The organism is Bacillus sp. FSL P2-0069 (assembly GCF_038593315.1).
GTDB classification, from domain to species: Bacteria; Bacillota; Bacilli; order Bacillales; family Bacillaceae; genus Bacillus; species Bacillus safensis.
In genome coordinates this window covers 3,565,535-3,581,380 of the sequence record NZ_CP151984.1, presented here as the reverse complement: position 1 = coordinate 3,581,380, position 15,846 = coordinate 3,565,535, and the positions used below count along the sequence as shown (strand labels likewise).

The following is a 15,846-nucleotide window of genomic DNA, read 5'->3' as shown; positions in this document are numbered from 1 at the left end:
TTCAGTTTCATTTATTAAATACAAATCGACTTATCGTAATATGTTTTTTTGTCCATACATATTAACAATTCTAGATATGTAAATGTATTATATATAAGGAGTGATCTACATTGTCAAACACTGTAAAGATTTACATTTTAGCTATTGTAAGTTTTTTAGTTGGTACATCAGAGTATATCATCTCTGGTATTTTGGATAATATTTCTGAATCATTAGGGATTACGATAGCTGCAGCAGGCCAGTTAATTACGATTTTTTCTCTTGTGTATGCCATCTTCACCCCAGTATTAATGGCTTTAACATCGGGAATGAATAAACGCAAGTTAATGTTATTTTCACTTAGCGTTTTTATTCTAGGTAATATTCTTGCATTCGTCCTCCCTGGGTATCAATTATTTATTGTGTCAAGAATTATTATGGCTCTTGGAGCGGGGATGGTCGTAGTTACTGCATTAACAATTGCTGAAAAAATTGCACCAAAAGGTAAGCAAGGTACCGCTATTGCTACAGTAGTAATGGGCTTTACAGCATCATTGATCATTGGAGTCCCACTTGGCAGAATGACTAGTGATTTCTTTGGTTGGAAGGCTGTATTTGGAGGAATAGCCTTACTCGGATTATTAGCCATGGTGATCATTTCTCTTACGATTCCAAAAATCCAAGGGGATAAACCTGTACCTTTAATTCAACAACTCGCTCTTTTTAAAAAAACAAAAGTAGTGTTGGGATTAGCTATCACCTTTTTTTGGCTTGGTGGTTATTCAATTGCCTATACCTATTTATCCCCTTACCTTTTAAATATATCAGGTGTAAGCAGCAAATTGCTGAGTGGAGTTCTCCTCGTATTCGGGATTGCTAGTCTAGTTGGGTCAAAGTTTGGTGGATTTAGTACCGATCGATGGGGTGTGAATTTTACTCTGATTAGTGGAATGACATTACATGTCATCATGCTCATATTGCTCTCACTAGTTACGCATTCTTATGTTGGAGTATTGCTCATTTTAATATTATGGTCATTTGCTGCATGGTCTTCTGGCCCGACTCAACAATATCACCTAGCTACAATGGAGCCAGAGTCATCAGGTATACTATTAGGTCTCAATCAGTCAATGATGCAATTGGCGATGGCTGCAGGTGCAGCTATTGGAGGTATCTTTGTAGAGAAAGTTTCTCTATCTTCCGTTACTTGGGCAGGTGCTTTAGGCGTTGCAATCGCGATCATTGTCACAATATTGGCTTCGCGTGCTACTTCGAGTAATGAAATTCGATATACTTAAACAGTAGAACGATGGGAAAAAACGTGATTCAATTTAAAAAATAATGACAGAAAGTAGGAAGCACCTTTGCACTCAATTAAAAAAATAGGTCAGAGTTTTTGGTACATCACACCAGTATCACTTACCGACCGCCCCATCCTAGGTATGGTCGTAGGCACTAACAAAACATTAATGATCGATGCGGGTAACTCGGAAGATCATGCGAACTATTTCATCCACAAAACCTTAGAACACAAGAGCGCCACGCCTGATATGGTTGTCCTCACGCATTGGCATTGGGATCATATTTTTGGTCTGCCTGCGCTGCCTGATTCGCTTTCGATTGCTTCTGCAAAGACAAGAAAGGAAATGGAGAAGCTTCTTCCGTTTTTGTGGTCAGATGAGGCCATTGATGAGCGGGTGAGGGAAGGAACGGAGATTGAGTTTTGCGCAAAGGCGATAAAAGAAGAATATCAGGATCATCGAGAAATTCAGGTGGTTTTACCGGATGTCACGTTTGACCGTCGGATAGAGATTGATCTTGGAGGGGTTACTTGTGTCGTGCAGCATGTTGGAGGTGATCATGCTACTGATTCCGTGATCGTGTATGTGAAAGAAGAGAAAATTCTTTTTCTTGGTGATTGTATTTATCCGAAAATGTATGCTGAGAGAGTACATTATACAGTGAAAGAAATATTGCGTCTTTTAGATGAGTTAGAAGCTTTTGATGCCGATACGTATATTCCTTCACACCAAAGACCGTGGAGAAAAGAGGAGTTTCGTCAGGAAACAGACAAACTTCGGATGATAGCGAAATTCACTGATCAATGTGGTGGAGATAAGCAGAAAATCACGAAAGAATATCAACATTACGTGAACAGAGAACTGAAAGAAGATGAATTAGAAACCATTGCTTACTTTGTAAATGGTTATTAAATAATCACTAAAAAAAGTCTCATTTGAGTGATTTCCCTCAAACGGGACTTTTTTGCATCACGTATTGTGACAGACTTATTTTTAGCATTGATCATAAAAACAATCCCCAAGTAAGCTTGAGTTTTCCTTATTAGGAGGTAAAAAACAGATGGGCAAAATAACTGACCCTTACGACACTTTCAAAACCAAAATATCCAAGTATCCAATCGAACAAAATCATTGGCAAGCCTTCAAAGATGGAACAACGATTAAACAATTAAAAGCAGGTACATGCATGGTCAAGGCTGGCGATCCGGTGCAGCATGCTTATTTTTGCATAACGGGGCTTTTCCGTCTCTTCTATTTGTTACCGGATGGAAGGGAGTACAACGTGGCTTTTACGTTGGAAGATGATTTTGCTACTTCTTATGCAAGTATGATCAACGGGCAGCCTTCTCCTTATTCGATTGAAGCGATGGAGGATTCGATCGTGATTGAAATTCCGTATGATTTGCTTCAAATGTTGATGGATAGAAGTCATATGTGGGAGCGGTTTGTTCGGATTAGTGTAGAAAGGCTGTATACGAGAAAGGAAGAGCGTGAGAGGGAACTGCTATATTTGCCCGCAATTGAGCGATATCAGGCGTTTTTATTGAAATATCCCGGGTTACATCAACGTATCGCTCAATATCATATTGCCTCATATATTGGCATTTCTCCGGTTTCGCTGAGCAGGCTGCTCCATCCTGCTGAACATTAACCTATGTTAATGCACATTCTCTAGATCTGACGTACAATCATCACATCAGAGAAGAATCGGGCGTATGATGATGAAATATATGATGGTTGTTTTATTAGAGTTCTATCCATCTTGGCTTGCTTTGCCACGAGAGGAGCGCAGAACCCATGCGGCTTCGCTGCAAGAGTTGATGCAGAAATATGAGGAACATGTGACGGTGCGCTTTTTTGATGCTGAAGCTCTTCCAGGTAAGGATTACACAGATTTTGTGATGTGTGAAACGGATGACCTTAAGTTTTATCATTTTATGTGGGAAGAGATTAGAGATTCTATTCCTTACACGAGTGGTTATGTCAAAATTAAAGAGGTCATCATGGGAATGGAAAATGCTTTTCAAACATATGAAAAAGAATCTCTGAAAATGAATCCGTAATCGAAAACCACCTGATAGCAGGTGGTTTTTTGTACATTCTATTTTTTGGTATAATCATAGGTAATGTAAGAACGGATAAATTTTTGAACTGAATCGGAGGTACATATGAAACAGCTTTACATGAAGCAGAAAGTATTTAGCCTGAGCGGCAGGTTTACGGTAAAGGATCAACAGGAGAATGATGTATATGTGGTCGAAGGCAGCTTTATGAAGATGCCGAAGACGTTTACCATTTTGAATACAGAACGAGATGAAATCGCTGTGATTACGAAGAAAATGTTTACCTTTTTACCGAAGTTTTTAGTAGAAGTTGGTGGTCAAGAGGTATTGACGATTAAAAAAGAGTTTACGTTCTTTAAAGCAAAATATTCAATTGATGCTGCTGGGATCGAAGTGCAAGGTAACTGGTGGGATATGAATTTTCAGGTGCTCCAGAACGGCGAAGTGATTGGTCAGGTGAAGAAGGAATGGTTTACTTGGGGTGACAGCTATAAGGTTGATATTTTGAAAGAAGAGATGGAGCCTGTGATGATTGCGCTCGTTGTTGCGATTGATTGTGTGAAAGCTGATGAAGCAGCGTCTAGGTCTTCGTCGTCGGCAACGACGAATTAATAAGAGAGGTGAGCACACTGATCACATTCCAATACAAAGTATTTCTAACAGTCGTCGAGTGCGGCAGTTTTACAAAAGCAGGGGAGAAGCTTGGGCTGACGCAGTCTGGGGTGAGTCATAATATTGCGAAGCTTGAGTCGGAACTCGGGATTGTGCTGCTTCGGCGGAATCGAAACGGGCTTTCGTTAACGGACGCAGGTGAGCGGGTGATGCCGCATATCCGGCAAATCATGCATCATGCGGCATTGCTTGAGCAAGAGGCAGCGCTGATTCAAGGGATGGAAGTGGGGAGCATCAAGATTGGGACATTCCCCAGTTTTTCTTCAAATGTCCTTCCACGCCTTATTCACCGTTTTACGCAAAGCTATCCGCATATCAAGCTGGAGTTATATGAAGGCGGTTATGAGGAGATTGAGGAATGGATTGCTTCAGGGACGGTTGATGTTGGTTTTTTAACGCAGTCATCGAGGGAATTTGAGACCGTTCCACTTTTTCAGGATGAGTTGGTGGTGCTCATACAAGAGAATCATCGCTTTCATACGAAGAAAGTGATTGAAGTGGACTCGCTACATGATGAAGCCTTTATCATGCCGAAAGCGGGCTGTGACATACTCGTTAAGAAGCTGTTAAAAGAAAGAGGCGGCGTGAAGCCTCATGTTCTGTTTGAAATTGAAGACAACAATACGCTCATTTCTATGGTGCAAGAAGGGCTTGGGGTCACGATCATTCCCAAATTAGTGTTGCCGCCGCACATACCTCATACGAAAATCATTCCACTGGAGACGAGCGTCTTTCGTGAGGTCAACTTGGCGCTCAAATCATTCAAAGCAGCTTCCCCATCGGCCAAGAGGTGGCTCGAAACGGTCAAAAATCATTTTAAATAGAATCAGCTTGAACAGGAAGTCCCCATTCAAGCTGATATTTTATAAAGTCAACACGCCGCGGATCGTGATGACAGCTGCGCCTGCCACTTTGATCACCGGCTCTGATTCATTTGGAATGACTGTGATACGAAGCAAGCCAGGTCTGCCGATGGCATCCCCTTGGGCAATGTTCAGGTGAGTGATTTCTTGCTGAGAAATGATACCCTCCAAATAAAGATATCCAGCCAATGCTCCGTTTGCTGCCCCTGTCACAGGATCTTCGGGTATACCAATCCCAGGTGCAAAATCCCTCGTATAAAGATCGCATTCTTTTGAGGGGTGAAACGTATAAAGATGGGTTGTCGAGATACCATGCTCTTTATTCATTTTAGCTAAAGCCGCTAAGTTCGGTGCCGCTTGATCAATGTCCTGTTGGTCCTTCATCGGAACAAGAAGATGCCAGTTACCGGTGTTTGCTAATTTGATAGGATAGGAAGGATCAAGGCGGTCACTGCTCACACCAAGCATGTCACTAAGCTCTTCTAAATCGATGACAAAATCCCGCGTCTTCGGTGTCACCTGCGTCATTTCCACATCAACGACCTTGCCGTTTTCTTCATTCCATACAACAGGCACATTGCCGATCTTTGTTTCTAACACAACCCCTGATCTCTCTTTAGCCAGTCCTAGCTCCGTCGCCAGAAGCCAAGTCAATCCAACAGTCGCATGCCCGCAGAAATTGACCTCTTCCGTCGGGGTGAAGTATTTGACACGATAATCGGCTTCCTGATCATGGGCAGGCAGCAAGAAGACGGATTCCGGTAAATTCAACTCCTTGGCGATGCTCTGCATGTCATCTTCTGTTAAAAATTCACCATCCAACACCACCCCAGCGGCATTTCCTCCAAATTTCTCAGTTGTAAATGCATCGACGTGGTACACTCTAATGTCTCTCATGTGACGAACCCTCCTATACACTCTTGTTACGTTAATCATAAGTTTGTTTGATACATTCGTAAAATGAATCTTTTTGATGGTTTAAATCGGAAGTGTTCATGTAAGAGAAGGAGTTTTCTCAGAATAAAGGTTTGAGTAAAGTATAATGAAAGAAAAAATAAAGCGAGGGGTGCATGATAGCTATAGGTGGATACATCAATATTGGAATCGTTTTTTATGAGACGATTCATTTACCAAATGCTTTTCGCCAATTGGCTGATTATCTAGCTGAAAAAGAAATGTCTATTACCAAAGTAAAGTTTAGTAAGGATTCTGATGGCGAAATATGGATTGAACAAAGTATAAAAGAGAACATCATCAAAGATGATAACTTTTCAGGTTATTATACAGAGTTTGAATTGTCGGGGTCGAAGCTAAATGATATGACCATCAACATACAAAAAGAAACGGGTTTCGTAGGATTCGTTCTCAGTTTAAATTGGACAGAGGTTGTTTCTCATGATGTCATTCATCTTCAGCAGGAGATCATACGCTGTCTTGTGGATCTTTATCATACGATGACGTTTGAATATGCGTTCATTGGACATGAAATTGAAGTCGAAATTCATCCAGATGAGTTTGAAAAGTGTCTGCAAGACCAGCATGCTTTTCCAGTTGCTCTAATTGGCAAAGGAAATCACATAGACATTTATTATGGTGATGTTGGGATTGATGGCCTATCTTCTCAAGAAAGAAGGGTGGAATGTTTAAAGGTTAAAAGATAAAAGTAAGAAAGCCTCCTGACACCAGGGGGCTTTTCTCATCCATCACCCATAATAATTATTCGCTTGAATAAAAAATTGGGATTGCATGTAGTTATACGTGATTTTCGAGAAGTCGAAGGGCTGGCCGTTTGTGAGATGAAAGACCGTCTCGACGCGGAGAGCGGGATCGTCTTGTTTGAGGCCGAGGTGCTTTGCTTCGGTTTCATTCAGTTTGCCTACTTGTAAGTACATATCGGAGAAGCTGACTTTGAGTCCAAGCCCTTCACTGATGAATTTAAAAACAGAGTCGGCAGCAATTTCTGTGTTGAGATAAGGAATGATCGTTTTTCGGTAATAGGATTCTTCTAAACATAACGTTTGCCCATTGATGTAACGAATGCGTTTTAGATAAAAGACATCTTCATCTTGTTCAATGTTCAAATTAAGTGCAGCTTCTTCGGACGGCTTGATGGTGTCTAGCATTAAAACCTCTGATGTCAGTTGAAATTCCTCTAAATCTTTTTTAAACCCTTGGTTGGATAAAAGGCTGATGTAGCCCTTACGGCGGTGTCTTCGAACAAAGATGCCGCTGCCCCTCACTTGATAGATAATTCCTTTTCTTTCGAGTAAGTCTAATGATTTGATAATGGTACTTTTGCTCACAGCAAATTGGCTCATGAGTGTTTCGAGTACAGGGAGCTTATCCCCTTGCTGCAGCTCATGGGTGACAATATATTTTTCAATATCGCTCGCAATTTGTTGATACTTTAACATGGCCATTCCTCTTTGTTTTCACGATTTATTGTTCTTGTATTATAGCACATACCAAATTTCCTTTGATATGCTAATTGAAATTATATATGTATTGATATATTGTACCGGTATAATTATAATGTACATATACTAGTAGTTATAAAGGGGGGTTTTATATGTCAAAAGTGAGGGATTATCAAAAGCTTGCAGAAGACATCTTAGAGGCAGTTGGCGGAGAAGAAAATGTGGTGAGTGCCGCAAGATGCGCCACGCGGCTGCGTTTGGTCTTGAAACGTTCGAATCCAAAAGCAAAGGAAGCAGTCAATGCGATGCCTGGCGTCATTACCGTGGTGGAAAACGGCGGTCAATTTCAGGTCGTCATCGGTCAGCATGTTGGTGAGGTCTATGAGCATTTTTCCAGCCTTGTTCAGCTGCAGCCGTCTGAAGATGACCAGGTAAATGAAAACAAGGGAACGGTGCTGAATCGTGTCATCGCGACCATGTCTGCTGTGTTTGCGCCATTTGTGTATATTTTGGCGGCAGCTGGTATTTTACAAGGTGCACTTATCCTCATTAATTTATTATTTCCAAGCTTCTCGAAAACGGGAACGTATGAAGTCTTTAGCTTTATTTCTTGGGCGCCGTTTACGTTCTTGCCTATCTTTATTGCCATTACAGCTGCCAAGCATTTTAAAACGAATATGTATATCGCAGTAGCGTGTACAGCAGCGCTTGTCAGTCCGGCTTGGACGGAGATTGCTGGACGCGTGGCATCAGGGGAAGGCGTTACCTTTTTAGGCATAGCGTTATCTGAAACGGTTTATACGTCATCTGTTTTGCCGCCGTTATTCTTGGTATGGATCCTTTCATATGTAGAGAGATTTTTAAACAAACGCATTCACGAGGTGGTCAAACCGTTATTTGTCCCATTTATCTGTATGGTTGTCATGGTTCCATTAACCATTCTATTAATTGGTCCACTTTCGACAGCAGGCGCAAATGGAATTGCAAACGGATACAATGTCTTAGCAGAAAATGTCCCAGCTTTAGCAGGCGCCATTATCGGAGGTTTCTGGCAAGTGCTTGTCATTTTCGGTGTTCACTGGGGCATCACACCAATGGTGCTCGCCAACTTTGAACAATATGGACGTGACTCCTTCCAGGCATATCAAACCATCGCTGTTATCGCTCAGGTCGGCGCAGTGTTAGGGGTTATTTTAAAAGCAAGAAACCGCGAAACACGAAAAGTCGGGGTGTCAGCGGGAATCACGGGTCTCTTTGGAATTACCGAGCCTGCGATTTATGGGGTCACCCTGCGTTTCAAGAAACCATTTATTTTCGGATGTATATCTGGAGCGGTCGGTGCCATTGTTGCCAGCTTCTTTACGCCTTATTACTTTGCGTATGCAGGTTTGCCTGGTCCACTGACGATTGTAAACGGAATTAGTTCAGATTATCCAACGTCAATCATCGGCATTTTGATTGGTGTGGTCATTGCGCTGATCTTACCAGTTGTGCTCATTCAAATGTTTGGTTATGGGGAAGATACAGTGGAACAGACAGCTGGGGCAACATCTGATAAAGATCAAGTTGGAGAAAAAATGAATGCTTCGATGAACAATGAAGAAACCATTCCTGCACCGCTTGAAGGGAAAGTGCTCCCGTTATCTGAAGTGCCGGATGCTGTATTTAGCTCGGGGGCGATGGGCAAAGGATTTGCGATTGAACCGACAGACAATAAGCTGTATGCACCGTTTGACGGCAGTGTCGTCATGCTTGCGCCGACAAAGCATGCGATTGGACTGCGTTCCGAATTCGGTGTGGAGTTACTTGTTCATGTAGGAATTGATACGGTTTCCCTAGATGGCTCAGCATTTACTCTTCATATCAAAGAAGGCAGCAAGGTGAAGAAGGGTGACTTGTTGATGACATTTGATCAAGAAGCCATTGAACGCAAAGGATTAAAAACAATCACACCCGTCATCATCACCAATACACAAGCGTACGAAGATGTGATTGTAGAAGAACAATCGACATGCCAGTCAACAGACGTCATGATCACAATTGTGAAATAGGAGGAATGAATAATGACATTACCAAAAGAATTTCTATGGGGCGGAGCATTAGCTGCACATCAATTTGAAGGTGGATGGAATGAAGCAGGAAAAGGACCAAGTGTTGTAGATGTGATGACAGCAGGTGCTCACGGAGTACCGAGACAAATAACTGAAACGGTAGAAGAAGATAAATTTTATCCGAATCATGAAGCGATCGATTTCTATCATCGTTATAAGGAAGATATCGCGTTGTTTGCCGAAATGGGTTTGAAATGCTTACGTACATCGATCGGCTGGAGCCGGATTTTCCCTAAGGGAGATGAAGCAGAACCGAATGAAGCAGGGTTACAATTCTATGATGATGTATTTGATGAACTGCTCAAGCATGGCATCGAGCCTGTGATTACGCTGTCTCACTTTGAGATGCCGCTTCATTTGGCAAGAGAGTACGGCGGGTTTCGCAGCCGAAAAGTCGCTGAGTATTTCGCGAAATTCGCAGAAGTATGCTTCAATCGATACAAGGACAAGGTCACATACTGGATGACATTTAATGAAATCAATAACAAAATGGATGTCAACAACCCACTATTCCTTTGGACAAATTCAGGGGTATCAGTCAAAGAAGGCCAAAATGCCAAAGAAGTCATGTATCAAGCAGGACACCATGAATTACTTGCAAGTGCATGGGCAGTAGCCAAAGGAAAAGAGATCAATCCTGCTTTCCAAATTGGAGCGATGGTGTCTCACGTGCCAATCTATCCGTATTCCTCAAATCCAGAGGATGTCATGCTTGCAGAGGAGTATATGAGACAGCGCTATTTCTTCCCAGATGTACAGGTTCGCGGCTACTATCCGAGCTATGCATTAAAAGAATTCGAACGCGAAGGGTATCATATTCCATTTGAAGAAGGCGATGAAGAAAGCTTAAGAAAAGGGAAAGTGGATTATCTAGGCTTTAGCTACTACATGTCGACAACGGTTAAAAGTGATACTGTGTCTGATCACAACGGAGACATTGTCAACGGAGCCCTGCCGCATGGTGTAGATAACCCTTATATCAAATCAAGTGACTGGGGCTGGTCCATTGACCCGACAGGCTTAAGATATACATTGAATCGTTTTTACGATCGCTATCAAATCCCGCTGTTCATCGTAGAGAATGGATTTGGTGCAATAGATCAAGTGGAAGAAGACGGTTCTATTCACGATCCAGAAAGAATTCAATATCTCGCTTCTCATATCGAAGCACTGAAAAAAGCGATTGAATACGACGGTGTGGACCTTATTGGCTACACACCTTGGGGCATCATTGATATCGTGTCATTCACAACAGGTGAAATGAAAAAACGCTACGGCATGATCTACGTTGACCGCGACAACGAAGGTAACGGCTCGATGAAGCGCCTTAAAAAAGATTCGTTTACTTGGTATCAAAACGTCATCGCAACGAACGGTGAAGAAGTGTAATAAAGGAAAATAGAAGCCCGGATGAGCGTGGTATATGCTTGTTCGGGTTTTTCTCTTTCTTTCGACAAAAATGGTGAGTATATCCTTTTGTTCACAAGAAATAAGTCTTATAATTTAGTAAGAATATTTATGGGATGGAATAGGAGAGATCGTTAATGACGAAATGGTGGATGGTTCGTGCAGGTGACCAAAATGATTTAATTTCAATTTGGGAAAAGAAAGGTATCGCATCTATCGGGTGGTCGAAATTAGGTAATCCAAAACAATATCAAACAAAGCAAGAGATGAACGCTCGAGCTGATGTCATATTCGCCGAGAACAAACCTTTTACAAGGAGAAGCTGGGTTAGTCAGATATGGAGGTTCAGTAGAGAAATTAAAAAAGGAGATCGAATCATTACATATTTAAAAGAGAGTCGTGAATATCGAGTAGGTACTGTGACTGCTCCGCATTTTTTTGATGAAGCAGCTGGAGATAAAATGTATCCAAACCACATTAAGGTGAATTGGGAGCCAATCGCCGTTAAACGAGATTCTCTCAGTCAACCAGCTAAGAACAGCCTCGGTTCTATATCAACTGTTTTTCGTGTAGATGATTGGGGGCAAGAGATCGAACATTTACTCAAGAACCCTACTTCTATTGCAGCATACGAGGATGAAACAGAAGAAGATGAAATTATTGAAGATTTAGTCAGCAAAGCAACTGTTATGATTGCAGATAAGGTAGATAAACTGGATCCGTGGCAGATGCAAGATCTAGTCGGGGGTTTACTGCAAGCTATGTCATACAATGTTCGCGTAAGCCCAAAAGGACCTGATGGTGGTGTTGATGTATTAGCTTATAAAGATGCATTTGGATTTGAAAAACCTATTATAAAAGTACAAGTTAAGCATCGACAAAACTCAGCCAGTTCCCCAGAAGTACAACAATTATTAGGGGCTAATCCTATGAATGCAAACAGTTTATTTGTTTCTACTGGTGGATTCACTTCTAATGCCAAAGCTGTTGCGAAGCATAATGAAGTTCATCTAGTAGATTTAGAAGAACTCGTAGACCTTATTGTACGTTGGTATGAGCATATGCCAACTGAGACAAGATCTTTATTACCTTTGAAAAAAGTGTATGTACCTGAGTGATTTTTTATTGCCTACGCTTCAATAACGCCTGAATACAAAGGAAAAAGAGGATAATAACAATAAAATAGTTCATTGAGTTTTGAAAGACATTGATGTTCAAGGATAATTGTAGAAAAATCCAAAAGCCGAATATCACGATAATTGCATAAATGATTCCTTTATACACTTTGATTCTCCTTTCGTTTTAGTTGGCATTATCTCATATCACTGAAAAGGTTGAACAGGGATTAATGTTCTAATAGTTCTATCACATAGTCTGGTATAAAGGGCCAACTAATGTTTATAAATAGCATAAAGGTAAGGCTAGACAGAGCAAAGTGCATTGTTTGGCTTATTTTATTTGACCGTTAAATAGAAAGTCTATTCCATTTTTTATGTCATTTAGCCTATTTTTCCGTTTTGAGGGGCACGGTAAAATAGACTTTATGATCAATAATGGAGGGAGTGACTTCTTCTGGGCAAGATACTTGATGCAAAAGCACTAACCAGTGCCATGGACACAAGGGCAAAACACTATCAAGAACTCCGCGAACAAATGATAGATTTAAAAAAGTCATTACAAGGTGTGGCCAATCTCGGTGATGATTTCACTGGGAAAGGTGCCGATAACATTAAAAGTTTCTATAAAGAGCTGTCTGGAAATGTAGACATGTTTATCAGCTTCATTGATAAGCAAAAAGCCTTTCATGAAGGTGTTTCTGGAACACTGGATGATACGAGCTTTGGCGGCGATACCTTTATAGAGGAACACTTTTTAGACAACGCAGTACATATGGGCATCAAAAACGCCAAAAGCATTGTAAAGGATCAAAAAAAGGCACTCAAAACGATTTTTCAAGACATTGATCATCTCATTTCTCTAGAGGTATTTGATAGCCAAACCTTTGATGAAAAAATAGAAGATGCGGAAGATGAACGAAAAAAGACGGTCAAAGAACTAAGAGAGCTTGATCAAAATTTAAAAGATGAATATGCTTTGTCAGAGACGGAACAGCAAGCTACAATGGCATTGTACGCTGAAATGATCAATGCGACAAGTGACGGAAAAGCGATTTCGCCTATGAATTTTGACAAGAAAGCGTATCAAAATAGCGAAATTTACAAGGCAAAAAGCGATATTGAGAAGCAAACTGCTGAATATCTGAAAATCAAAAAAGAACAAGAAGAAGCCCGCAAGATCGCAAAGGAACAAGAAGCACTCGCCAACCGCCCTTGGTATGAAAAAGCCCTCGATTACAGTGGAAATATCGTCAATGAACTGACAGGTGTGAACGATGCAAAACGTGCAGCAACAGGCGTTGATCCAATCACGGGCGAGGAACTCACCGCAGGCCAGCGAGTCGCGGCAGGCGGCATGGCAGCGGCAGGTTACATCCCAATCGTCGGCTGGGCAGGCCGCATTTTCAAAGGCGGAAAAGCTGTCTATAAAACGAGCCAAGCCACATCAGCCGCAGTCAGGGCGGTCGATATCTACAAGACATCACAAAAGTCCTTTGACGCCTTAAAAACATCGCAAAAAGGCTTATATGGTCTCACCGCCACCAACGGTTTCAGCGAAGCGATCACAGGCCGAGATATGTTTGGAAATAAGGTCTCGAAAGGACAGCAGGAAGCCAGTATGAATGCGGCGCTTGGGATGCTTTTGCCATTTGGAGCGAAAGGGTTTCATGGTAAAATGGGGATTAAGGGTACGGGTGAAATTGGTTGGAATATGTCAAAAGGCGGAGGAGAAATAAATGGAAGAAAGTATTCTCAGCATGCTTTGGAAAGAATGGCACCTGATATTCCTGAAGTAAAAGCTACTTTAACAAGTAGAGCAATCAAAAAAGCTGAAGAATTAGGATTTAAACCACAAACAAAAGAATTTAGTGATTTCATCAAAAAATATGTTGACCCAAGAAATATTCCACCTTCAGTTATTGAAGACGCTATAATGAATACGAAAAAGATACCTGGTAATAGAAGCGGAACGTTTGTTCATGAAACACGGGATGTCAAAGTGATTATAAATGAAGCAGGCGATGTTATCACAGTTATACCGAAATAATTAATAAAAGGATGAATACGAATGTTTATCAAGTATGATGAATATGATCTATTAGAACTTTTTCAAAGTGAGCCGGTGAGTATAACAGGCAATATAGATGATGGAGAATTAATTTATACTTACAAAGATGACCAAAATTTCAAGGTGATTTTAACTTTAGATGTATATAAGCAAACGAGTAGTCTAAGTATTACATTTAAAGATTCTATAGTATTTACAGGTGATTTTAATAATGTAACAAGTATAAAAAAAGATGACAATGCTATGGTAATGAACGTGGGCGAAGAAGAGAGGCTAAAAGTTAAATTTTATAAACAAGTTGGAGTGGAGTTACTTTAAAATAGCCTTATTGTATTAGAAAGAAATATAAAACAATTATGATATTCTCTCAGATAAATCAGTAGGTGAAGTAGTTGATACTTCTAATATAATGTTATTGTTATCATACCTTGACTGGCTATATGCCTTTCAAGGTTTTTGTGTTTATTGGCTTTCATACCGAGAAAAAACCGATAAAATGGGAATCTTTTTCCTGAGTGGATCATCGTATGATAGAGACAAGCAAAACGAACGTATTGAGCACTCTAAGTGCCTTGGTTGGTGTCCCCTTTTTTTATTGGGAGACGCGCCTCTCTCTTATCAATGGTGTATCTGGATACAGAACAAAAGTGTTGAGGAATGTGGCTATACGAGAGGGACATTCTGAGCCTGAATAGCAACTGGTCTGCGGCAGCCGTATCGAGGACAGTTTTTCATTTCAATTGATGATTGACTGTAATTGGCATCCTCTCGGAGTGTAGTCATCATTTCAAAATCTATTTAAGCGAATAGCGTAAGGTGGTGTTTATTCAGCTAACAGTGTTCTGTTTCGAAAGAGACAATAAAGCAATCGAAAAGCATTGCAGCTTGATCAAAATAGCGACATCTACAAGGCAAAAAGCGATATTGAGAAGCAAACTTCTGAATATCTGAAAATCAAAAAAGAACAAGAAGAAGCCCGAAAGATTGCGAAGGAACAAGAAGCACTCGCCAACCGCCCTTGGTATGAAAAAGCCCTCGATTATGGTGGAAACATCGTGAATGAACTGACCGGCGTGAACGATGCAAAACGTGCCGCAACAGGCGTTGATCCAATCACGGGCGAGGAACTCACCGCAGGCCAGCGTGTCGCGGCAGGAGGCATGGCAGCGGCCGGCTACATTCCTATCGTTGGCTGGGCAGGCCGCATTTTCAAAGGCGGAAAAGCTGTCTATAAAACGAGTCAAGCCACATCAGCCGCAGTCAGGGCAGTCGACATTTACAAGACATCACAAAAATCCTTTGACGCCCTAAAGACATCCCAAAAAGGTTTATACGGCCTCACCGCCACAAACGGCTTCAGCGAAGCGATCACAGGCCGAGACATGTTTGGAAATAAGATCTCCAAAGAACAGCAGGAAGCGAGTATGAACGCGGCGCTTGGAATGCTTTTACCGTTTGGAAGTAAGAGTTTAAAACAACTTCAATTTAAACATAAACCAAAAGAAATAATAACTAAAAGAGAAAATTATCAAAGATATGTGAAAGCTGAAAATGGGCAGCGTCCTCCTAATTTTTCACCTGAAGGAGCCAAAAGAAGAGGGGCTTTTCGAGAATCTAAAAGGGCAAGTGGTATACCAGTAAGTGAACAACCCATAGAAGTTAGACCAGCAGTGGACAAAAGAGGTAACCCTATCCCTGGTAAGGATTATTTCTTTAAAGGTGATAAAGTGGTTAGAGATCATGCAGGAGGTCATTATTATCCAGACGACTTAAGTCAGAATAGAGATGCTCATTTTAATGATATTAATGGAAACCACTATAACTATGAAAAATAGTTATCATTGGAG

At 41.1% G+C, this 15,846-nt stretch carries 16 protein-coding genes and 1 pseudogene; 14 read left to right on the top strand and 3 right to left on the bottom strand.

Annotation, left to right across the window (positions count from 1 at the left end; genetic code table 11):
• Positions 1 to 110: 110 nt before the first annotated feature.
• The 6 genes from NSQ34_RS18325 (at position 111) to NSQ34_RS18300 (ending at position 4,839) form a co-directional block, all read left to right on the top strand.
• Positions 111 to 1,277: an MFS transporter gene (locus NSQ34_RS18325; RefSeq protein ID WP_342500992.1), complete on the top strand. Its 1,167-nt coding sequence runs from the start codon at positions 111 to 113 to the stop codon at positions 1,275 to 1,277.
• A gap of 66 nt (positions 1,278 to 1,343) precedes the next feature.
• Positions 1,344 to 2,192, top strand: coding sequence for an MBL fold metallo-hydrolase (locus tag NSQ34_RS18320; protein ID WP_342500991.1), 849 nt, complete (start codon positions 1,344 to 1,346; stop codon positions 2,190 to 2,192).
• 148 nt (positions 2,193 to 2,340) lie between these two features.
• On the top strand, positions 2,341 to 2,931 hold the full coding sequence (locus tag NSQ34_RS18315; RefSeq protein WP_342500990.1) for a Crp/Fnr family transcriptional regulator: 591 nt from the start codon (positions 2,341 to 2,343) through the stop codon (positions 2,929 to 2,931).
• 70 nt (positions 2,932 to 3,001) lie between these two features.
• Positions 3,002 to 3,343 (top strand): darcynin family protein, encoded by a 342-nt coding sequence (locus NSQ34_RS18310; protein ID WP_286098835.1) that lies wholly within the window; start codon positions 3,002 to 3,004, stop codon positions 3,341 to 3,343.
• Between the two features lie 105 nt (positions 3,344 to 3,448).
• On the top strand, positions 3,449 to 3,955 hold the full coding sequence (locus tag NSQ34_RS18305) for an LURP-one-related family protein (protein WP_024424003.1): 507 nt from the start codon (positions 3,449 to 3,451) through the stop codon (positions 3,953 to 3,955).
• Positions 3,956 to 3,963: 8 nt separating this feature from the next.
• The gene (locus NSQ34_RS18300) at positions 3,964 to 4,839 is read left to right on the top strand and encodes a LysR family transcriptional regulator (RefSeq protein WP_268456241.1); all 876 of its coding nucleotides are present in this window, start codon (positions 3,964 to 3,966) and stop codon (positions 4,837 to 4,839) included.
• A gap of 39 nt (positions 4,840 to 4,878) precedes the next feature.
• Here NSQ34_RS18300 and NSQ34_RS18295 read toward each other — a convergent pair whose 3' ends face one another.
• Positions 4,879 to 5,775: a PhzF family phenazine biosynthesis protein gene (locus tag NSQ34_RS18295; RefSeq protein ID WP_268456240.1), complete on the bottom strand. Its 897-nt coding sequence runs from the start codon at positions 5,773 to 5,775 to the stop codon at positions 4,879 to 4,881.
• 173 nt (positions 5,776 to 5,948) lie between these two features.
• On the opposite strand from NSQ34_RS18295, the gene NSQ34_RS18290 reads away from it, so the two are divergent.
• Positions 5,949 to 6,539: an Imm64 family immunity protein gene (locus NSQ34_RS18290; RefSeq protein ID WP_268456239.1), complete on the top strand. Its 591-nt coding sequence runs from the start codon at positions 5,949 to 5,951 to the stop codon at positions 6,537 to 6,539.
• 42 nt (positions 6,540 to 6,581) lie between these two features.
• On the opposite strand, the gene NSQ34_RS18285 is transcribed toward NSQ34_RS18290, so the two are convergent.
• Positions 6,582 to 7,292: a GntR family transcriptional regulator gene (locus NSQ34_RS18285; RefSeq protein ID WP_342500989.1), complete on the bottom strand. Its 711-nt coding sequence runs from the start codon at positions 7,290 to 7,292 to the stop codon at positions 6,582 to 6,584.
• A gap of 155 nt (positions 7,293 to 7,447) precedes the next feature.
• Here NSQ34_RS18285 and NSQ34_RS18280 point away from each other — a divergent pair, with 155 nt between their 5' ends.
• From NSQ34_RS18280 to NSQ34_RS18270, 3 genes are all read left to right on the top strand, one after another.
• Positions 7,448 to 9,346: a beta-glucoside-specific PTS transporter subunit IIABC gene (locus tag NSQ34_RS18280; RefSeq protein WP_268456237.1), complete on the top strand. Its 1,899-nt coding sequence runs from the start codon at positions 7,448 to 7,450 to the stop codon at positions 9,344 to 9,346.
• A 9-nt stretch (positions 9,347 to 9,355) separates the two neighbouring features.
• Positions 9,356 to 10,795, top strand: coding sequence for a 6-phospho-beta-glucosidase BglA (bglA, locus tag NSQ34_RS18275; RefSeq protein ID WP_268456259.1), 1,440 nt, complete (start codon positions 9,356 to 9,358; stop codon positions 10,793 to 10,795).
• Positions 10,796 to 10,950: 155 nt separating this feature from the next.
• Entirely contained in the window at positions 10,951 to 11,931 is a 981-nt protein-coding gene (locus NSQ34_RS18270) for a restriction endonuclease (RefSeq protein WP_268456236.1), read from the top strand.
• A gap of 4 nt (positions 11,932 to 11,935) precedes the next feature.
• Here the strand turns inward: NSQ34_RS18270 and NSQ34_RS18265 are convergent, their stop codons facing one another.
• Positions 11,936 to 12,097 carry a hypothetical protein gene (locus tag NSQ34_RS18265; RefSeq protein ID WP_268456235.1) on the bottom strand — a complete coding sequence of 54 codons (162 nt, stop codon included), beginning with the start codon at positions 12,095 to 12,097 and terminating at the stop codon, positions 11,936 to 11,938.
• 288 nt (positions 12,098 to 12,385) lie between these two features.
• On the opposite strand from NSQ34_RS18265, the gene NSQ34_RS18260 reads away from it, so the two are divergent.
• The 4 genes and pseudogenes from NSQ34_RS18260 to NSQ34_RS18245 all read left to right on the top strand — a co-directional run bounded on the left by NSQ34_RS18260 (position 12,386) and on the right by NSQ34_RS18245 (position 15,834).
• Positions 12,386 to 13,978 carry a T7SS effector LXG polymorphic toxin gene (locus NSQ34_RS18260; RefSeq protein ID WP_268456258.1) on the top strand — a complete coding sequence of 531 codons (1,593 nt, stop codon included), beginning with the start codon at positions 12,386 to 12,388 and terminating at the stop codon, positions 13,976 to 13,978.
• Positions 13,979 to 13,999: 21 nt separating this feature from the next.
• Complete coding sequence (locus NSQ34_RS18255; RefSeq protein WP_041118379.1) at positions 14,000 to 14,317, top strand: hypothetical protein; 318 nt, start codon at positions 14,000 to 14,002, stop codon at positions 14,315 to 14,317.
• A gap of 572 nt (positions 14,318 to 14,889) precedes the next feature.
• Positions 14,890 to 15,465, top strand: a pseudogene (locus NSQ34_RS18250) (pre-toxin TG domain-containing protein); the annotation flags it as partial.
• Positions 15,442 to 15,834: an HNH/endonuclease VII fold putative polymorphic toxin gene (locus tag NSQ34_RS18245; RefSeq protein ID WP_342501088.1), complete on the top strand. Its 393-nt coding sequence runs from the start codon at positions 15,442 to 15,444 to the stop codon at positions 15,832 to 15,834. The pseudogene NSQ34_RS18250 and the gene NSQ34_RS18245, both read left to right, overlap by 24 nt.
• Positions 15,835 to 15,846: the final 12 nt, after the last annotated feature.